The following is an 18,551-nucleotide window of genomic DNA, read 5'->3' on the forward strand; positions in this document are numbered from 1 at the left end:
GCTGGCGAACACGACGCTGCTGAGGAGTCGACTGATGACCGAGACCGCAGAGCTGCACACCCTCCACCGCGCCGTCGAGCAGCTGCGCAGCTGCGTGGGCGACCTGCGCGGGCGCTACGGAGACATCCCACACGTGCGCCGGCTGATGGGCGACGTTGACCGCATCGACCTCGACCTGTCGGAGATGGACACGCTGCCCGCCCCCGTGGTGGCCACCCGGCCCCCGCTGGAGCGCATCGACGACACCCCGGTGGACCCCGCGATGTGGCTGGGCGTCGACGACGAGGGCATTGGCGGCTACCACGGCGGCAGGGGGCTGTGACCCGCTCGGCGGTCCGCGCCGGGGTGGGCGACGCCGAGGCCGGCCGGGCCACCATCCGTGCCCGCACGCTGCGCCGGGACCGGTGGTGGCTGCAGCCGGCGGTCACCTTCACCCTGCTCACCGCCTGGTTGCTCTACGCACTGGTGCGCACCGCGTCGCAGCGGGCGTACTTCGTGGAGGAGTACCACTACCTCTCCCCGTTCTCCTCCCCCTGCGTGTCCGCCTCCTGCGCCCCCGCCGCGCGCGACCTGGGCACCTGGTTCGGGGAGTTCCCGCCGTTCCTGCCCTACGCGCTGCTGGTGCTGCCGTTCCTGCTGGGCTTCCGGTTGACCTGCTACTACTACCGCAAGGCCTACTACCGCTCGTTCTGGCTGTCCCCGCCGGCGTGCGCGGTGGCCGAGCCGCACTCCCGCTACACCGGAGAGTCCCGCCTCCCGCTGGTGCTGCAGAACGTGCACCGCTACTTCTTCTACGCCGCCGTGCTGGTCTCGGCGCTGAACACCTACGACGCGGCGCGCGCCTTCCGCGGCGCTGACGGTGGCTTCGGCATCGGGCTGGGCACGCTGATCCTGGTGCTCAACGTGGCCCTGCTGTGGACGTACACGGCGTCGTGCCACTCCTGCCGCCACCTCATCGGCGGCCGGCTCAAGCACTTCTCCGCCCACCCCCTGCGGTACAAGGCGTGGACGGGGGTCTCCAAGCTCAACACCCGGCACATGGAGCTGGCCTGGATCACCCTGGCCACCCTGGTGATCGCCGACGGCTACGTCGCGCTGGTGGCCTCGGGCACGCTCACCGACCTGCGGCTGGTGAACTGATGGCTGCCGACGTGGAGCAGCACGACTTCGACGTGGTGATCATCGGCGCCGGCGGAGCGGGCCTGCGGGCGGCGATCGCCGCCCGCGAGTCCGGGATGCGCACCGCGGTGGTGTGCAAGTCGCTGCTCGGCAAGGCGCACACGGTGATGGCGGAGGGCGGCATCGCCGCCAGCATGGGCAACGCCAACAGCAAGGACAGCTGGCAGGTGCACTTCCGCGACACCATGCGCGGGGGCAAGTTCCTCAACTCCTGGCGGATGGCCGAGCTGCACGCGCAGGAGGCGCCGGAACGGGTGTGGGAGCTGGAGACCTACGGGGCCCTGTTCGACCGCACCCCGGACGGCCGGATCAGCCAGCGCAACTTCGGTGGGCACGAGTACCCGCGGCTGGCCCACGTCGGCGACCGCACGGGCCTGGAGCTCATCCGCACCATGCAGCAGAAGATCGTGTCGCTGCAGCAGGAGGACCTGGCCGCCTCCGGCGACGCCGAGAGCCGCATCCGGGTGTTCCAGGAGTGCACCGTCACCGAGCTGCTGCGCGACCCCTCCGGTGCCATCGCCGGTGCGTTCGGCTACTGGCGGGAGACCGGCCGGTTCCTCCGCCTCGACGCCCCCGCCGTGGTGCTGGCCACCGGCGGCATCGGCAAGTCGTTCAAGGTGACGTCCAACTCCTGGGAGTACACCGGCGACGGCCACGCGCTGGCCCTGCGCGCGGGCGCCACGCTGGTGAACATGGAGTTCGTCCAGTTCCACCCCACCGGCATGGTGTGGCCGCCGTCGGTCAAGGGAATCCTGGTCACCGAGTCGGTCCGCGGCGACGGTGGAGTGCTGCGCAACTCCGAGGGCAGCCGCTTCATGTTCGACTACGTGCCCGCCGTCTTCCGCGGCCAGTACGCGGAGTCGGAGGAGGAGGCCGACCGCTGGTACGACGACGCGGACAACAACAAGCGCCCACCGGAGCTGCTGCCGCGGGACGAGGTGGCCCGGGCGATCAACACCGAGGTCAAGGAGGGGCGGGGCTCCCCGCACGGCGGGGTGTTCCTGGACATCGCCACCCGGCGTGACGCCGCGGAGATCATGCGCCGCCTGCCGTCGATGCACCACCAGTTCAAGGAGCTCGCCGACGTCGACATCACCAGCGAGCCGATGGAGGTGGGACCAACCTGTCACTACGTGATGGGCGGGGTGCAGGTGGACCCGGACACCGGTGCCGCGGTGGGGGCGCCGGGGCTCTTCGCCGCGGGAGAGGTCTCCGGCGGCATGCACGGCTCCAACCGCCTCGGCGGCAACTCGTTGTCGGACCTGCTGGTGTTCGGCTGCCGGGCCGGGATCGGTGCCGCCGAGCACGTGAAGGGGCTGGACGGGCAGCGGCCGCAGGTGGAGCAGGAGGCGGTGGACGCGGCGGCGGCGACCGCGCTGGCCCCGTTCGAGGAGGACGGCGGGGAGAACCCGTACACGCTGTACCAGGACCTGCAGCAGACCATGAACGACCTGGTCGGCATCATCCGCAAGGCCGACGAGATGCAGGAGGCGCTGTCCCGGCTGGAGCAGGTCAAGGGCCGTGCCGAGCACCTGACCGTGGAGGGGCACCGGCAGTTCAACCCGGGCTGGCACCTGGCGCTGGACCTGCGGAACATGCTGCTGGTCAGCGAGTGCGTGGCCCGGGCGGCCCTGCTGCGCGAGGAGAGCAGGGGCGGGCACACCCGGGACGACTTCCCGACGATGGATCCCCAGTGGCGGCGCAAGAACCTGCTCTGCTCGGCCGTGGACGGCAAGGTCGACATCGTCGAGCAGGTGATGGAGCCGATGCGCCCGGACCTGCAGGAGCTGTTCACCCGCGAGGAGCTGGCGAAGTACCTGACCGACGAGGAGCTCGAGACCGTCCGGGAGGACCAATGAGCTACGACGCGCACTTCCAGGTCTGGCGCGGTGACGCCGAGGGCGGCGAGCTGGTCGACTACACCGTGGAGGCCATCGACGGTGAGGTGGTGCTCGACGTCCTCCACCGGCTGCAGGCCACCCAGTGCGGCGACCTGGCCGTGCGGTGGAACTGCAAGGCGGGCAAGTGCGGCTCGTGCAGCGCCGAGGTCAACGGCCGCCCCAAGCTGCTGTGCATGACGCGGATGTCCACCTTCACCGAGGAGGAGACGATCAGCGTCACGCCTCTGCGCACCTTCCCGGTGATCCGCGACCTGGTCACCGACGTCTCCTACAACTACGCCAAGGCGCGGGAGATCCCCGCCTTCGCCCCGCCTGACCTGGAGCCCGGCGAGTACCGCATGCAGCAGGTGGACGTGGAGCGCTCGCAGGAGTTCCGCCGCTGCATCGAGTGCTTCCTCTGCCAGGACGTCTGCCACGTCATCCGCGACCACGAGGACAACAAGGAGGCCTTCGCCGGCCCGCGCTTCCTGATCCGCGCCGCCGAGCTGGCCATGCACCCGCTGGACGTTCGCACCGACCGGGCCGAGGTGTCCCGAGACCAGCAGGGCATCGGCCTGTGCAACATCACCAAGTGCTGCTCCGAGGTGTGCCCCGAGCACATCAAGATCACCGACAACGGGATCATCCCGATGAAGGAGCGGGTGGCCGATCGTCGCTACGACCCGCTGGTGTGGCTGGGCAGCAAGATCGGCCTGCGCAAAAAGGACTAGAACGTGTTCTTGACGCCGCTGGGCGGGTGATGCAGAGTCGAGCACGTGTCGTGGGCCACAATGACTCACGTCACAAGGAGCAAGTCTCTCATCACAACGAAGGGCGTTAAGGCGACGTGAAGACTAAGGGCGCAATCCTCTGGGGACTCAACGAGCCGTGGTCGGTCGAGGAGATCGAGATCGGTGACCCGCACGCGGGAGAGGTGACCGTCGAGCTCGTCGCCTCCGGGATGTGCCACTCCGACCATCACGTCGTCACCGGGGCCACGCCGAGCACGTTCCCCTTCCTGGGCGGGCACGAGGGCGCGGGCGTGGTCACCAAGGTCGGTCCGGGCGTCACCGGGCTGCAGGAGGGCGACCACGTGGTCAGCTCCTTCATCCCCTCCTGTGGCCACTGCCCGGCCTGCTCCTCGGGCCACCAGAACCTCTGCGACCTCGGTGGCTCGCTCCTCGGCGGCGCGTCGATCAGCGACGGCTCGTTCCGCATCCAGGCGCGCGGTCAGAACGTCTCCGCCATGGTCCTGCTCGGCACGTTCTCGCCGTACATGACCGTCAACCAGGCGTCGGTGGTCAAGATCGAGAAGGACATCCCGCTGGAGGTGGCGGCACTGGTCGGCTGCGGCGTCACCACCGGCTTCGGCTCAGCCACCAACGTGGCCAACGTCCAGGTGGGCGACACCGTGGTGGTCATCGGCTGCGGTGGCGTGGGCATCAACGCCGTCCAGGGTGCGGCCGCCTCCGGCGCCAAGCGCGTCGTCGTGGTCGACCCGGTGGAGTTCAAGCGCGAGCAGGCCATGGAGTTCGGTGCCACGCACGCCTACGCCACCGCCCAGGAGGCGATGGAGAAGGTGTACGAGATGACGTGGGGCCGCGGCGCCGACAAGTCGATCGTCTGCATCGGTCACATCCACGGCGAGGACGTCGACACCGCCGTGTCCATCATCGGCAAGGGCGGCACGGCCGTCATCACCGGCATGGGCGACATCGCCGACATGGACGTCAAGCTCAACCTCTTCACCTTCACCATGTTGCAGAAGGACCTCAAGGGCAACATCTTCGGTGGTGCCAACCCCCGGGTGGAGATCCCCAAGCTGCTCTCGCTCTACCAGGAGGGCCAGCTCAAGCTGGACGAGCTGGTCACCAACACCTACAAGCTCGAGGACATCAACCAGGGCTACCAGGACATGTTCGACGGCAAGAACCTGCGCGGCGTCATCCGCTACACCGACGCCGACCGCTAGCCGAGCCCGACGCGCACCGAGGGCCACAGCCGAGCACACGGCTGTGGCCCTTCGTGCGTGGCTCTCCGCCGACGGACCGTCCGCTGGCTGGGACGACGCGGCACACGCACCGCAGTTCTTAGGTTAGGGTCACCTCAGAATCGGTTGCTCGCAACCACTGAGCCTGCGCAAGAACCCGGAGCCCTCATGACAAGTCGTACCCGCCGCTTCCGCGGCGCCGTCGCCGCCACCGGCGTCGCCCTGGTCGCCGCGCTCACCCTCACGGCCTGTGGCGACGACGCCTCCGCCAACGAGTCGGGCAGCAGCACCCTCACCATCAAGCACGCCCAGGGCGAGACCCAGGTGCCGGCCGACCCGCAGAAGGTCGCCGTGCTCGACTTCGCCGTGCTGGACACCCTGGACACCCTGGGCGTCCCGGTGGCCGGCGTTCCGAAGCAGGCCCTGCCCCCGATGCTGAGCAAGTACGCCGACGGCAAGTACGCCGACTACGGCACCAACAAGACCGCGGACGCCGAGGCCGTGGCCGCCTCCGCCCCCGACCTCATCATCGTCGCCGGCCGCAGCGCGGCCAGCTACGCCGAGATGAGCAAGATCGCCCCGACCGTGGACCTGACCAGCGACGGTGACGCGCTGGAGGCGCTGAAGAGCACCACCACCACCGTGGGCCAGATCTTCGGCAAGCAGGACCAGGCGAGCGCAGCGCTGAAGAAGATCGACGACCAGGTCGCAGCGGCCAAGAAGGCCACCGCAGGCAAGGGTGACGGCCTCATCGTGCTGGTCACCGGCGGCAAGATGAGCGCCTTCGGCGCGGGCTCGCGCTTCGGCCTGCTGCACGACGCCCTCGGCGTCACCCCCGCAGCACCCGAGCTCAAGGTCGACATCCACGGCCAGTCGGTCTCCTTCGAGTACATCGCCGAGACCAACCCCGACTGGCTGTTCGTCATCGACCGCGACGCCGCCATCGGCCAGCAGAGCAAGGCCGCCATGGAGGTGCTGGACAACCCGCTGGTCGCCAAGACCACCGCGTGGCAGAAGAAGCAGGTCGTCACCCTCGACGGCTACCGCTGGTACTCCCTCGGCAGCGGTCTGAGCAACGTCTCCGAGATGATCAAGTCCGTCCAGGACACCTTCGCCAAGTGACGCTCCCGTCTCCCGTCGCAGTGGCCACCGGCAGCACGCCGGTGGCCACTCGGCCGTCTCGCGACCGTCTCTGGCTCGTGCTGGGGACGGTCGCGGTGGCGGTCCTGGCGGGGGTCAGCCTGTTCATCGGGGTGAGCGACGTCCGGCCGTCCACGCTGTGGGAGGGCGGCAGCGAGGCCTGGGAGGTGCTGGTGATCAGCCGCGTCCCGCGCACCCTGGCGCTGGTGCTGGCCGGCGCCTCCATGGCGATCGCCGGGCTGATCATGCAGATGCTCGCCCGCAACAAGTTCGTCGAGCCCTCCACCGCGGGCACCGTGGAGTCGGCCACCCTGGGCATCCTCGTCATGACCATGCTCGCCCCCGGCCTGCCGGTGCTGGCCAAGATGCTCGGCGGTGCGGTCTTCGCCCTGATCGGCACCGCGCTCTTCCTGCGCATCCTGCGGAGGCTGCCCACCGCCAACACCCTGCTCGTCCCGCTGGTGGGTCTGATGCTCGGCGGCGTGATCGGCGCGGTCTGCGACTTCTTCGCCTACCGCGCCGACCTGCTGCAGTCGCTGTCGGCCTGGACCACCGGCGACTTCTCCGCCGTCATCCAGGGTCGCTACGAGATGCTCTGGCTCGCCGGGCTGCTCGCCGTCATCGCCTACGCGGTGGCCAACCGGTTCACCGTGGCCGGCCTGGGCGAGACCTTCACCACCAACCTCGGGCTGAACTACCGCCGAGTCCTCACCCTGGGGCTGTCCATCGTCGCCCTGGTCACCGCGGTCGTGGTGGTGACCGTGGGCGCCATCCCCTTCCTCGGCCTGATCGTGCCCAACGTGGTCAGCATGATCGTGGGCGACAACGCCCGCCGCGGCATCCCCTGGGTGGCCGTGGGCGGTGCCGGCTTCGTGCTGGCCTGCGACATCGTGGCCCGCACCGTGCGCTACCCCTTCGAGATGCCCATCGGCACCGTGGTCGGCGTGATCGGTGCCGCCGTGTTCCTGTTCCTGCTGCTGAGAGGCACTCGCCGTGGCCCCGCCTGAGGCACTGACGGCACCGCAGCGCACGCGCTCCCGGACGGTTGCCGGCCTGCTCGGCTCCGACGGCGTCCGGCTGGCCCTGCTCGGGCTGCTGGCGCTGGTGTCGGTGGTCGCGTTCCTCACCCTGGGCGTGCGAGGCAACTGGTCGTACGTGCTGGAGCGGCGTGCCGTGGTGGTGGTGACCATGGTGGTGGTCGGCTACGCCATCGCGCTGTCCACCGTGCTGTTCCAGACCGTCACCAACAACCAGATCCTCACTCCGTCCATCATGGGCTTCGACTCCCTCTACCTGCTGATGCAGACGGTGGCGGCGTTCTTCATCGGCGCCACGGCCACCGCCACGGCCAACCCCATCAGCCGCTTCGGCGTCGAGGTGGCGTTCATGGTGGTGTTCTCGCTGCTGCTCTACCGCTGGCTGCTGGTGGGCATGCAGCGCAGCATGCACCTGCTGGTGCTGGTGGGCATCATCTGCGGCGTCTTCTTCCGCAGCATCTCCAGCTTCCTGCAGCGACTGATGGACCCAGCGGCGTTCATCGTGCTGCAGGACAGCTTCTTCGCCGACTTCTCCCGCGTGGACCGGCGCCTGCTCGTGGTCAGCGCACTCGTGGTCGTGGTGATCAGCGTGCTGGCCTGGCGCATGCTCGCCAAGCTGGACGTGATGGCGCTGGGCCGGGAGACCGCGGTCAACCTCGGCGTCGACCACCGCCGCACGCTGCTCACGGTGCTGGTGATGGTCACCCTGCTGGTGTCGGTGGCCACCGCCCTGGTCGGGCCCACCACGTTCTTCGGCCTGCTGGTGGCGCACCTGGCCTACCGGTTGATGCGCTCGCACAAGCACCGGGTGACGGTGCCCGCCGCCGCCCTCGTCTCGGTGATCACCCTGGTCGGTGGCCAGACCGTGCTCGAGCGGGTCTTCCGCTCCGACACCAGCCTGTCCATCATCGTCGACTTCCTCGGCGGCCTGGTCTTCATCTTCCTGCTCCTGCGGAGGTCCACCCCGTGATCACCATCGACAACGTCACCAAGAGCTACGGCCACACCACCGTGGTCGACGGGGTCTCGCTGCAGATCGCCCGCGGCGGGATCACCTCGATCATCGGCGCCAACGGTGCCGGCAAGTCCACCCTGCTGGCCATGATGAGTCGGCTGCTGCCGATGGACTCCGGGGTGATCACCGTGGACGACCTGGACGTCTCCCAGGCCAAGAGCCGCGTGCTGGCCACCCGGATGGCCATCCTCCGCCAGGACAACCACGTCACCGTGCGGCTGACCGTGCGCGACCTGGTGGCCTTCGGCCGGTTCCCGCACAGCGGCGGCCGGCTCACCGTGGAGGACAAGCGCCACATCGACGAGTCCGTGGCGTACCTGGGCCTGCAGGACCTGGCCGACCGCTACCTCGACGAGCTCTCCGGCGGCCAGCGGCAGCGGGCGTTCGTCGCCATGGTGCTGTGCCAGGACACCGACTACGTGCTGCTGGACGAGCCGCTGAACAACCTGGACATGAAGCACTCTGCGGCCATGATGCAGCTGCTGCGCCGGGCGGCCCGGGAGCTGGGCAAGACCATCGTGATCGTCATCCACGACATCAACTTCGCGTCCTGCTACTCCGACCACATCGTCGCCATGCGCAACGGCGCGGTGTGCTGCCAGGGCTCGCCCGCGGAGATCATGACCACCGACTGCCTGCGTGGTGTCTTCGACATGGAGATCGCCATCGAGCAGGTGGGTGGGCACCTGCTGGGGCTGTACTACACCAGCGGCGCCGAGACCCCGGCCGGCTGAGGCACCCTCCCCCGCTGGCCTGGTCAGCGCCCGCCTGGGCCCAGGAGCCGTCTTCTTGCAATCGGTGCGCAACAACCTACAGTGGATTGCAGCACGCATCGCCCCTGGTCGCGCCGGACCACCTGTGACGCCGGGCCGAGCAGCCCCTGAGGAGCCACCATGCACGTGCCCGACGGATTCCTGAACGCGCCGACGTCGGTGGCCACCGGTGTCGTCGCCGTGGCTGCGGTGGGCGTGGCCCTGCGCAAGGCGCGCTCCGAGCTCGACGACCGCACCGCCCCGATGGCGGGACTGGTGGCGGCCTTCGTGTTCGCCGCGCAGATGATCAACTTCCCCGTCGGTGCAGGCACGAGCGGGCACCTGATGGGAGGTGCGCTGGCGGCCGTCCTCGTGGGGCCGTGGACCGCCATCCTCTGCCTGGCGGTGGTGCTGATCGTCCAGGCGCTGTTCATGGCCGACGGGGGGATCACCGCCCTGGGCACCAACATCACCCTGATCGGGGTGGTCACCGTCGTCGTGGGCTGGTTGGTGTTCCGCGGTCTGCGCGCCGTGCTGCCGCGCCGCCCGGGCGTGATCGCCCCTGCGGCGGCGCTGGGTGCGCTGGTCTCCGTGCCTACGGCCGCGGCGGTGTTCACCCTGTTGTTCGCCGTCGGCGGCACCGCCCCGGTGGAGACCGGCTCGGTGCTGGCCGCGATGCTCGGCTGGCACGTCCTGATCGGAGTGGGCGAAGCGATCATCACCGGCCTGGTGGTGGGCGCGGTGATGACGGCCCGCCCGGACCTGGTGCACGGGGCGCAGGACCTGGTTCGCAGCCGTCCGATGGAGATCCGCACGACCGGGAGCGCCGCATGAAGACTCGCACCTTCTACGTCTGCGCCCTGGTGGCGGCGCTGCTCCTGGCCGGCGTGGCCAGCTACTACGCCAGCGCCCACCCGGACGGGCTGGAGCACGTCGCCGAGCGGACCGGGTTCGCCGACACCGCCGAGGACTCTGCGGCGGCCGACAGCCCGCTCGCCGACTACCAGGTCAGCGGGGTCGACGACGAGCGGGTCAGCGTCGGGCTGGCCGGCGTCACCGGGGTGTTCGTCGTCCTGCTGCTGGCCGGTGGGATCGCCTGGGGAGTGCGCCGCCGCGGCCCCGCCGCCGAGCAGGACGACGAGGGCGTCCCCGCCTCGTCGCAGCGCTAGTGGGCGCCGGGCACGGGCACCGTCTGCACTACCACGGGCACAGCCCCGTCCACCGGGCCCCCGCGCACCTGAAGCTCGCTGTCCTGCTGGGATTCATGGTGCTCGTGGTGGCTACCCCGAGGCAGTGGTACGCCGTCCACCTGGTCTGGTTCCTGGTGCTCGTCGGGGTGATCGGTGCCTCCCAGGTGCCGCCGCTCTACCTCGTCAAGCGAATGGTGGTGGAGCTGCCCTTCGTGGTCTTCGCCGCGCTGATGCCGTTCGTGGCCACCGGCCCACGGACCGAGGTCCTGGGGCTCAGCGTCTCCCAGGCCGGGCTGGTGGGTGCGTGGGCCCTGCTCGCCAAGGGCACCCTGGGCGTGCTGGCCTCGCTGACGCTGGCGGCCACCACCGAGCCCACCGCAGTCCTCGCCGGGTTGCGGCGGCTGCGGGCACCCGCCCTGATCGTGGAGATCATGGGCTTCATGATCCGCTACCTCGACGTCGTCACCGCGGAGATGGGCCGGATGCTGGTGGCGATGCGCTCCCGCGGGTGCGACCCACGGTGGCCGCGCCACTGGCCGAGCCTCGCCCGGTCGCTGGGCGCGCTGTTCATCCGCTCCTACGAGCGCGGCGAACGGGTCCATCTCGCGATGCTCTCGCGCGGCTACACCGGGACCATGCCTGGAGCGGACCGATGAGCGCGCCCGTGCTGGACCTCCAGGGGCTCGCCTACGCCTACCCCGACGGGCACCAGGCGCTCTTCGGGGTCACCCTGCAGGTCCAGCGCCACGAGCGGGTGGCGCTGCTGGGTCCCAACGGGGCCGGCAAGACCACCCTGGTGCTCCACCTCAACGGAATCCTCACCGCCGGCGCGGGCACGGTGACCGTCGGCGGGCTGCCGGTGGAGAAGAAGCACCTCGCGGAGATCCGGCGCCGCGTCGGCATCGTGTTCCAGGATCCCGACGACCAGCTCTTCATGGGCACCGTCCGCCAGGACGTCGGCTTCGGCCCAGCCAACCTCGGGATCCGCGGCGCTGAGCTCGACCGCCGCGTGCTGGCCGCGCTGGAGCAGGTCGGGATGGCCGAGCACGTCGACCGCCCGCCGCACCACCTGTCCTTCGGCCAGCGCCGCCGGGTCGCGCTGGCCACGGTGCTGGTGATGGAGCCACAGGTGCTCGTCCTCGACGAGCCGTCCTCCAACCTCGACCCGGCCTCGCGCCGCGAGCTCGCCGACATCCTTCGGTCGCTGGACGTGACCGTGCTGATGGTGACCCACGACCTGCCGTACGCGCTCGAGCTCTGCCCGCGCTCGGTCGTGCTCTCCGGGGGGTCGATCGTGGCCGACGGGCCGACGTACGAGGTGCTCACCGACGACGAGCTCATGCGCGCGCACCGGCTGGAGCTGCCGTTCGGCTTCGACCCACGTTCGGTGGGGTCGGCACCGCACCGGGCCGGGGCCCAGGACCCGCTGGCGCCGCCCGACTCCGGCAGTGCCCGGGAGAACCTGCGGTGACCAGGCTGCATGCGGTCGGCGGCCGGTGGACACCGCCGCGCCGCCTGCGCAACCAGCTCAGAAGTGCTTCGGACACACCGAATGCTCTACCTTGACGGTGCAGGGACGTGAAGCACGCTGCCTGCGCGCGACCCGACGATCACCGCGACCACACCGCACGACGAGGAGCTGTTCATGGGCATCGGAGCCGGAATCTTCCTGCTTGCGGTAGGCGCGATCCTGAAGTTCGCGCTGGACGTGCAGGTACAGGGAGTCGACCTGCAGGTCGTCGGCATCATCCTCATGATCGTCGGTGTCCTCGGCATCATCCTGGACCTGGCGATCCTGATGCCCCGGCGTCGCCGTCGCGACGACTACGTGGCCCCCGCCGACGTCGACGAGTACGGCCGCCCGCTGCGTCGTCCGCGCGACTACTGACCACACCGGAGGAGCACACCATGGACAAGCTCTCCCTCAGCGCCCTCGCCCGCGAGCAGCTGGAGCTGGCGAAGAACGGATCGGCCGGGCGCAGTGCCGCCACCGTCTTCGGTGGGCACACCCACACGCTGCGGCAGACGCTGATCGCGCTGGTGGCGGAGCAGGACCTGGACGAGCACGACAGCCCGGGCGAGGCCACCGTGCACGTGCTGCAGGGCCGGGTGCGGCTGGTGGCCGGGCAGAGCTCCTGGGAGGGCTCCCCGGGCGACCTCATCATCGTTCCGCCTGCGCGCCACTCCCTGCACGCCGACACCGACGCCGTCGTGCTGCTCACCGTGGCCAAGCCGCTCACGGAGCGCTGACACCCCCAGGGGCTCGCCCGCTGAGAGCACTGCCCCTGCGCCCCTCGCGTGCTGTACTCCGGGAATGACACACACCAGCACCAGGACAGTGGCCGTCACCGGCTCCGCGTCGGGGATCGGCGCCGCCTGCGTGGCGCGGCTGCAGGCCGCCGGGCACCGCACGATCGGGGTGGACGTCCAGCCCGGCGCGGACGTCGTCGCCGACCTCGCCACTGCCCAGGGCCGCGCGGCGGCCGTCGAGGCCGTGACCACGCAGTGCGGCGGCGTGCTGGACGGCCTGGTGGCCTGCGCCGGGGTCGGCCCGCTCTCCGACCGCCCCGGCAGCGTGCTGGCCGCGGTGAACTACTTCGGCGTGGTCGAGGTGGTGCAGGGCCTGCGCCCCACGCTGCTGGCGGCGCAGCACCCTGCGGTGGTGGCGGTGTCCTCCAGCAGCAGCAGCACCCAGCCGGGCATCCCCCTCGAGCTGGTGCAGGCGTGCCTGGCCGGGTCAGAGGGCGACGCCTGTGCGCGCGCCGAGGAGCTGGGCGCGCTGGGCACCTACCCGGCCACCAAGCTGGCCCTGGCGTGGTGGATCCGCACGCAGGCCCCGACTGCGGAGTGGATCGGCGCGGGCATCCGGCTGAACGCGGTGGCCCCCGGCACCATCGACACCCCGATGACCGGTGGGCCCGACCTCGACCCCGAGCTGGTGAAGCTGCTGGACGTCTACCCGGTGCCGCTCGGACGCCGGGGACGACCGGAGGAGGTGGCCTCGGTGATCGAGTTCCTCCTCGACGAGCGCTCCTCCCTGCTCTGCGGCACGGTGGTCTTCACCGACGGCGGCACCGACGCGCTGATCCGCGGACGGGACTGGCCGGCGCCGTGGCAGCCGAGCAGGGAGGAGCTGGTGGCGAAGCTGCGGCTGCCGTCCTAGCGGCGCGTCTCCGGCGGCCCGTCCTGGCTGCCCATCACCCGGGCACCGCTGGTGCGACCCTGCCCGGACGGGTCGTTGATGCGCTGGGTCTCCGCCGAGCTGTCGGACACGCCGGGCTCGGTGCGCTGGTGGGCGGTGCCGGAGTGCTCCGTGCCGCCGCGGTGCTGGGTCTCGTGCGTGGTGACCGGCGCGGTCTCCGCGCTGCGCTCAGCGGCGCGGACGTCCCGCACGGACTTGACGCTCAGCCGGCCGGCTGCCTGTGCCCCCAGGAACAGGATCAGCGCGCCGAGGCCGTAGAAGAAGCCGAGGTCCACCAGGGCCTGTCGAGTGGTGTCACCGACCGGGGCACCGGTCTCGCCCAGGAAGTCCGGCCAGATCCGGCTGAGCACCGGCCCGACGATGAACCACGCGCCGGCCAGGCTGGCCAGCCACCCGCCGAGGACGGCGGCAGGCCGGTTGGCGGCGAGGAGCAGCAGCAGGCCTGCGATCACGGCGACCCCGCCGGGCAGCACCTCCAGCCAGAACCGGCCGGTGGTCCACTCCCAGGTGGAGTCGGGTGTGGTGGCGTAGTCGAAGTACGGCCCCACGAACGGGATCAGCGCACCCCACAGACCTAGCAGCACCAGCAGCAGCCCGGTGATGGCGCCGCGGGTGCGAGGGATGCCCTTCGCGCGTCGGGGCTGTTTCGTCGTGGTGCCGTACTCAGTCATCACTGCTCCTCATGGTGTCCTCCTCCGCGCACGCCTGGGCGACACGGACGGCTGGACTACTGAACGTAGCCCCCTGCGGCACCCTCCGCAGAACGTCGCGGAGCGCCTCCCGCCTGCGGCCCGCTGACCTGCACGATTGGCCGAGAAACCGCTTCCCGGCGAGGGGGCTGCACCCCTAGACTCGGCCCATGTCGATCTCTACGACGGGCAGCGACAGCACCTCCCTGGTGGGTAGTGACCTGTCCGGCGGCGACCTGGAGCGCGCGCTGGAGTCGCACCGCCGCGAGCTGACCGGCTTCTGCTACCGAATGCTCGGTGCGGCCTCGGAGGCCGAGGACGCCGTGCAGGAAACCTTGGTGAACGCCTGGCGCAGCATCGACACCTTCCAGGGCCGCTCCTCGCTCCGGTCGTGGTTGTACCGCATCGCCCACAACGTGTGCCTGGACATGATCCGCAGCCCGCAGCGACGGGCCCGGCCGATGGACCTGGCCGCCCCCACCCCCGCCGCCGAGGTGGTCGTCGGCGAGCAGCTGCCCGAGTCGGTGTTCGTCCAGCCCGTGCGGGACGACTCGGTGATCGACACCCAGGGCGACCCGGCGAACGTCGCGGTGGCCCGGGAGTCCATCCGGCTGGCCTTCATCGGGGCGCTGCAGCACCTGCCCGCCCGCCAGCGCGCGGTGCTGATCCTGCGCGAGGTGCTGCGCTGGCAGGCCGCGGAGGTTGCCGTGCTGCTGGACACCTCGGTGGCCTCGGTGAACAGCGCGCTGCAGCGGGCCAGGGCCACCATGGCCACCACCAGGTCCGCCCCGCTGGACTCCACGCTCGACGCTCGCCAGACGGACCTGCTGGCCCGCTACGTCGATGCCTTCGAGCGCTACGACATCGACGCGCTGGTGCGGCTGCTCAAGGAGGACGTGGTGCTGTCGATGCCGCCCTTTCCGTTCTGGATGCGCGGCGCCGACGACCTGGCGGCGTGGTTCCTGGGGCCTGGCATCGTCTGCCAGGGCGGCCGGCTGTTACCGGTGCAGGTGAACGGCACCGCCGGCTTCGGCAACTACCACCGGGTGGGACCTGGTCGCTGGGAGCCGTGGGCCATCCAGGTCATCGAGGTCAGCGACGGCCGCATCAGCGGTCACCACAACTTCCTCGGTGCTGAGCAGTTCGCCGCCTTCGGCCTGCCCCCGGTGCTGTTGGCCTGAACACCCCGTTCGGCACACCCGCCAGGGCCTGCCTAGGCTCGGCCCATGCCCTCCTCAGCTCGCCGAGCCTCCCGCGGAACCCGTGGTGGCCCTTCGCTTCTTGTGGGTGCTGTCGCAGAACGGCGCAATGCCCGACCGTCCACAGCGACACAGCGCCACCGTCTCCCGGTTGCGGGTCAGCGCGTTGCCGTCGCCGTCCAACAGCTCGGCCGGGCCGCGCACCAGGAGCGGACCGTCCGGACACACCGTGATGGTGACCTCCGGTCCCAGCAGCGCGGCGCGCTCGGCTGCAGCGGCGTCCTCAGCAGTGAAGTCCTCGACGGTGGAGTCCTCAACAGTGGAGTCCTCGTCGGTGGAGTCGTCAGGAAGGGCTGCCATGTCTGAAGTAGTACTCGCCGAGGCCTGCGCAGCGCCAGTCGGTGCCGGCACCGCCATGCCGCTGCCGGCCGCCCGCGGACCCGTCAGCACCGCCCTGCTGGCCGTGCTGCGCGAGGAGCGCCCCTCCGCCGAGCTGCACGGCGCCGCGCAGGAGTGGGCCGCCACGACCGATTCAGGCGGCGCCGGGATCTTCACCGACGAGGACGCCCAGCTGACCCTGACGCTGCTCTACGAGCTGCACCTGCAGGGCTTGGCCGGCGTGGACGACTCCTGGGAGTGGAACCCCGACCTGCTGGCCACCCGTGCCCTGCTGGAGGGCCCCTTCGAGGCAGCGCTGCGGGCGCTGGTGGAGCTGCCCGAGGCCACGCCGGACACCTTGCAGCAGACGCTGGAGACCATGACCACCGCCGAGGGCGGCCCGGGCCTGTCCCGCCACCTGGCCCGCACCGGCACCCTCGAGCAGTGGCAGGAGTTCTGCGCGCACCGCTCGATCTACCAGCTGCGCGAGGCCGACCCCCACACCCTGGGCATCCCCCGGCTGGCCGGTGGCCCCAAGGCTGCGCTGGTCGAGGTGCAGGCCGATGAGTACGGCGGGGGCCGGGCCGAGCGCATGCACTCCACCCTCTTCGGCCACACCATGCGCGAGCTGGGCATCGACGCCAGCTACGCCACACACCTGGACCGCGTGCCCGCCGTCACCCTGGCCTCGGTCAACGCCCTGTCGCTGTTCGCGCTGCACCGCCGCCTGCTCGGCGCTCTCGTCGGGCACCTGTGCGCGGTGGAGATGACGTCGTCGCTGCCCTGCAAGGTCTACGCCCGCGGTCTGCGCCGGCTGGGCTTCGGCACCGCCGCCACCCTGTTCTTCGACGAGCACGTCGAGGCGGATGCGGTGCACGAGCAGATCGTCAGCCGCGACCTGGCCGGCGGCCTGGCCCGCCAGCAGCCGGAGCGGACCGCCGACGTCGTCCTCGGCGCGGCGGTGTGCCTGGCCATGGACGAGCTCGGGGCCCAGCACATGATGGACCGCTGGCAGGCCGGGCAGAGCTCGCTGCGTGGCGAGGGGCCGCTCAGACCAGCGGCTTGACCGCGCGGATCACCACGAGCTCCTCGGTGCGCTCGCCCTGCGGAATGAGCCCGCGCGACTCCATCAGCGCCGCCCGGGCACGCATGACGGGACCGAACTGCACCGTGGCGCGGTCGGCCACCGAGGCGGAGAGCCCGTCGGCGGAGAGCAGCTTCAACGTGGTCTCCACCCCGCACACCGCGGAGTGCACGACCAGCATCGTCCCGCCCGGGGCGAGGACCTTGGGGGCCTCGGCGCACACGCGGTCGAGCACCGCCCGGCCGTCCACCCCGCCGTCCCAGGCCCGAGCCTGACCACGAGTGGGCAGGCGGTCGTCCTGGGCGGGCACGTAGGGCGGGTTCGACAGGATCACGTCGAAGCGTTGGTCCGAGACCGGCTCCACCAGGTCACCGCGCCTGGGCGTCAGCTTGTGGCCGCGCAGCCGGGCGTTGACCCAGGCCGCCGTCAGCGCGCGACGACTCACGTCCACCACCGTGACGCTGGCCGCGCCCTCGATGGCGGCGACCACCCCCAGCGCACCGGTTCCGGTGCAGATGTCCAGCACGTGCTGGCCAGGAGCCCGGACCTCGCGGCGGTACACCTCCGCCAGCAGCCACGTGTCGTCTTGCGGTGGGTACACGCCCGGTGGGCGCAGCAGCAGCATGTCGTTTACCAAACCATTAGTCCCGCAGTTGCGCTCATCGGCCCCTCCGCTCGCCGGCGGCGTGGACGCCGGACAGGTTGGCCGGCACGGTCCACGGTAGCGAGGGTCGCGGTCGAGTACCGGACGTGGCCGGGCCACCCCCGCCCCCCACCTGGCCCCGAGGCGGCAGAAAAACCAGTGTGAGAATCCCCACTGAGACGTAACCACCCAGGTCAGCGTCCTGCAGCGGGGTCATCTCCTGGCGTGTCACCAGGCGGTTCGGTGGCCCGCCGACCAGGCAACGTCATCCTGGAGATGTGTCCTGCGAGGCCGTTGCGGTCGAGCAGCAAGGAGGTCCTGAGTGAGCCCCGAACCCTGGATCCGGACCGGCGCTGACCTCGCCCTCGAGGCCGAGCACCTGCGCCACAGCATGCGCGACCGTCCCAGCTCCGACGTCGCCACCGGGGCCCTCATGGTGCTCGACGGCCGGGACGAGCTGGCGGCGTTCGCCGAGCTGCAGCGGGTGGCCGAGCAGGAGAACCTGCTGCTCCCCGACCTTGCCGCGGCCCTGGTTCGCCTGGTCGGCCGCACCGTGAGCGGCGACGGCCCCAGCGTCCCTGGCGCCGAGCTCAGCGAGCCCAGCGAGACGGTCAGCCGGGACGACCCGCGGGCGCACGAGGTGGCCCTGCAAACCTGGGGGTCGCGGCTGTCCGGCGTCCCTGCGACGGCCCCAGCCCCGACCGCGGTGCGGCTGGGCACCCGCCCGCTGCGGGCACTGCCCGTGGGTGCGTCTCGGCTGGTCGGTGCCGCCGAGCACACGGTGGGGCTGCTGTCGCCGCGCGCGCTGGTCACCCTCAGCGGGACCCTGCTGCCGCCGTGGGGGCGGCCCGGCTCCTAGCGGTCGAGCTGGTGGCCGGCCTCGGTCCAGGCCCTGGTGCCGCCCTGCACGGGGCGGGCGTCGAAACCGCCGAGGTCGAGCGCCCCCGCCGCCTCCATGCTGCGCGTGCCCCCACCGCAGACCAGGTACACCGGCTTGGCGGTGTCCAGGTCTGCGCAGTGGCGGACCAGCGTCTCCAGCGGCATGTTCACCGCCCCGGGGACGTGGCCCTCGGCGAACTCCTCGGCACTGCGCACGTCCACCACCAGCTGCTGGTCTCGCACCGCGTCCGAGAGCTCGGCGACTGTCGTCTGGCGAATCATCTGGCACTCCTG

Annotated in this window: 23 protein-coding genes; 19 read left to right on the forward strand and 4 right to left on the reverse strand. The window is 71.0% G+C overall.

Annotated elements, in window-relative coordinates:
- The first annotated feature begins 34 nt into the window (after positions 1–34).
- The 16 genes from AC3YNX_RS02935 to AC3YNX_RS03010 all read left to right on the forward strand — a co-directional run bounded on the left by AC3YNX_RS02935 (position 35) and on the right by AC3YNX_RS03010 (position 13,346).
- Positions 35–322, forward strand: coding sequence for an Rv0250c family protein (locus tag AC3YNX_RS02935; protein ID WP_127784239.1), 288 nt, complete (start codon positions 35–37; stop codon positions 320–322).
- Positions 319–1,140, forward strand: a complete 822-nt coding sequence (locus AC3YNX_RS02940) for a hypothetical protein (protein ID WP_127784240.1) — start codon at positions 319–321, stop codon at positions 1,138–1,140. The genes AC3YNX_RS02935 and AC3YNX_RS02940 overlap by 4 nt, the downstream gene beginning before the upstream one ends.
- Positions 1,140–3,038: a fumarate reductase/succinate dehydrogenase flavoprotein subunit gene (locus AC3YNX_RS02945; protein WP_489982066.1), complete on the forward strand. Its 1,899-nt coding sequence runs from the start codon at positions 1,140–1,142 to the stop codon at positions 3,036–3,038. The genes AC3YNX_RS02940 and AC3YNX_RS02945 overlap by 1 nt, the downstream gene beginning before the upstream one ends.
- Entirely contained in the window at positions 3,035–3,790 is a 756-nt protein-coding gene (locus tag AC3YNX_RS02950) for a succinate dehydrogenase/fumarate reductase iron-sulfur subunit (RefSeq protein WP_489982067.1), read from the forward strand. Before AC3YNX_RS02945 ends, AC3YNX_RS02950 begins: the two co-directional genes overlap by 4 nt.
- 116 nt (positions 3,791–3,906) lie before the next feature.
- The gene (locus AC3YNX_RS02955; protein WP_127784243.1) at positions 3,907–5,031 is read left to right on the forward strand and encodes an NDMA-dependent alcohol dehydrogenase; all 1,125 of its coding nucleotides are present in this window, start codon (positions 3,907–3,909) and stop codon (positions 5,029–5,031) included.
- A gap of 186 nt (positions 5,032–5,217) precedes the next feature.
- Entirely contained in the window at positions 5,218–6,171 is a 954-nt protein-coding gene (locus AC3YNX_RS02960) for a siderophore ABC transporter substrate-binding protein (protein WP_489982068.1), read from the forward strand.
- Entirely contained in the window at positions 6,168–7,196 is a 1,029-nt protein-coding gene (locus AC3YNX_RS02965) for an ABC transporter permease (RefSeq protein ID WP_489994544.1), read from the forward strand. Before AC3YNX_RS02960 ends, AC3YNX_RS02965 begins: the two co-directional genes overlap by 4 nt.
- Entirely contained in the window at positions 7,183–8,196 is a 1,014-nt protein-coding gene (locus AC3YNX_RS02970) for an iron chelate uptake ABC transporter family permease subunit (protein WP_489994545.1), read from the forward strand. The genes AC3YNX_RS02965 and AC3YNX_RS02970 overlap by 14 nt, the downstream gene beginning before the upstream one ends.
- Positions 8,193–8,975 (forward strand): iron ABC transporter ATP-binding protein, encoded by a 783-nt coding sequence (locus tag AC3YNX_RS02975; RefSeq protein ID WP_489982070.1) that lies wholly within the window; start codon positions 8,193–8,195, stop codon positions 8,973–8,975. Before AC3YNX_RS02970 ends, AC3YNX_RS02975 begins: the two co-directional genes overlap by 4 nt.
- Positions 8,976–9,134: 159 nt before the next feature.
- Entirely contained in the window at positions 9,135–9,827 is a 693-nt protein-coding gene (locus tag AC3YNX_RS02980; RefSeq protein ID WP_489994546.1) for an energy-coupling factor ABC transporter permease, read from the forward strand.
- On the forward strand, positions 9,824–10,162 hold the full coding sequence (locus tag AC3YNX_RS02985; protein ID WP_127784247.1) for a PDGLE domain-containing protein: 339 nt from the start codon (positions 9,824–9,826) through the stop codon (positions 10,160–10,162). The genes AC3YNX_RS02980 and AC3YNX_RS02985 overlap by 4 nt, the downstream gene beginning before the upstream one ends.
- Positions 10,162–10,839: a cobalt ECF transporter T component CbiQ gene (gene cbiQ, locus AC3YNX_RS02990; protein WP_489994547.1), complete on the forward strand. Its 678-nt coding sequence runs from the start codon at positions 10,162–10,164 to the stop codon at positions 10,837–10,839. The genes AC3YNX_RS02985 and cbiQ overlap by 1 nt, the downstream gene beginning before the upstream one ends.
- Positions 10,836–11,654 carry an energy-coupling factor ABC transporter ATP-binding protein gene (locus AC3YNX_RS02995; RefSeq protein WP_489994548.1) on the forward strand — a complete coding sequence of 273 codons (819 nt, stop codon included), beginning with the start codon at positions 10,836–10,838 and terminating at the stop codon, positions 11,652–11,654. Before cbiQ ends, AC3YNX_RS02995 begins: the two co-directional genes overlap by 4 nt.
- Before the next feature lie 174 nt (positions 11,655–11,828).
- A complete protein-coding gene (locus AC3YNX_RS03000; RefSeq protein WP_127784250.1) occupies positions 11,829–12,071 on the forward strand; it encodes a DUF6458 family protein in 243 nt (80 codons plus the stop codon).
- A gap of 20 nt (positions 12,072–12,091) precedes the next feature.
- Complete coding sequence (locus AC3YNX_RS03005) at positions 12,092–12,433, forward strand: cupin domain-containing protein (protein ID WP_127784251.1); 342 nt, start codon at positions 12,092–12,094, stop codon at positions 12,431–12,433.
- 64 nt (positions 12,434–12,497) lie between these two features.
- Positions 12,498–13,346, forward strand: coding sequence for an SDR family oxidoreductase (locus AC3YNX_RS03010; protein WP_489994549.1), 849 nt, complete (start codon positions 12,498–12,500; stop codon positions 13,344–13,346).
- Here the strand turns inward: AC3YNX_RS03010 and AC3YNX_RS03015 are convergent.
- Positions 13,343–14,056 carry a hypothetical protein gene (locus AC3YNX_RS03015; RefSeq protein WP_127784253.1) on the reverse strand — a complete coding sequence of 238 codons (714 nt, stop codon included), beginning with the start codon at positions 14,054–14,056 and terminating at the stop codon, positions 13,343–13,345. The two genes, AC3YNX_RS03010 and AC3YNX_RS03015, sit on opposite strands and share 4 nt — an antisense overlap.
- Before the next feature lie 188 nt (positions 14,057–14,244).
- Between AC3YNX_RS03015 and AC3YNX_RS03020 the strand changes: the two genes are divergently transcribed.
- On the forward strand, positions 14,245–15,255 hold the full coding sequence (locus AC3YNX_RS03020) for a sigma-70 family RNA polymerase sigma factor (protein WP_489994550.1): 1,011 nt from the start codon (positions 14,245–14,247) through the stop codon (positions 15,253–15,255).
- 54 nt (positions 15,256–15,309) lie between these two features.
- Here AC3YNX_RS03020 and AC3YNX_RS03025 read toward each other — a convergent pair whose 3' ends face one another.
- Complete coding sequence (locus AC3YNX_RS03025; protein ID WP_241249961.1) at positions 15,310–15,528, reverse strand: CDGSH iron-sulfur domain-containing protein; 219 nt, start codon at positions 15,526–15,528, stop codon at positions 15,310–15,312.
- A gap of 103 nt (positions 15,529–15,631) precedes the next feature.
- Between AC3YNX_RS03025 and AC3YNX_RS03030 the strand changes: the two genes are divergently transcribed.
- Positions 15,632–16,717, forward strand: a complete 1,086-nt coding sequence (locus AC3YNX_RS03030; protein ID WP_489994551.1) for an iron-containing redox enzyme family protein — start codon at positions 15,632–15,634, stop codon at positions 16,715–16,717.
- Here AC3YNX_RS03030 and AC3YNX_RS03035 read toward each other — a convergent pair.
- The gene (locus tag AC3YNX_RS03035; RefSeq protein ID WP_489994552.1) at positions 16,701–17,360 is read right to left on the reverse strand and encodes a HemK2/MTQ2 family protein methyltransferase; all 660 of its coding nucleotides are present in this window, start codon (positions 17,358–17,360) and stop codon (positions 16,701–16,703) included. The genes AC3YNX_RS03030 and AC3YNX_RS03035 overlap by 17 nt on opposite strands.
- A gap of 340 nt (positions 17,361–17,700) precedes the next feature.
- On the opposite strand from AC3YNX_RS03035, the gene AC3YNX_RS03040 reads away from it, so the two are divergent.
- On the forward strand, positions 17,701–18,237 hold the full coding sequence (locus AC3YNX_RS03040) for an ANTAR domain-containing protein (protein ID WP_489994553.1): 537 nt from the start codon (positions 17,701–17,703) through the stop codon (positions 18,235–18,237).
- On the opposite strand, the gene AC3YNX_RS03045 is transcribed toward AC3YNX_RS03040, so the two are convergent.
- The gene (locus AC3YNX_RS03045; protein ID WP_489982077.1) at positions 18,234–18,539 is read right to left on the reverse strand and encodes a rhodanese-like domain-containing protein; all 306 of its coding nucleotides are present in this window, start codon (positions 18,537–18,539) and stop codon (positions 18,234–18,236) included. The two genes, AC3YNX_RS03040 and AC3YNX_RS03045, sit on opposite strands and share 4 nt — an antisense overlap.
- Positions 18,540–18,551 lie beyond the last annotated feature (12 nt).

Source organism: Rhodococcus sp. Z13_19A, from assembly GCF_058133575.1.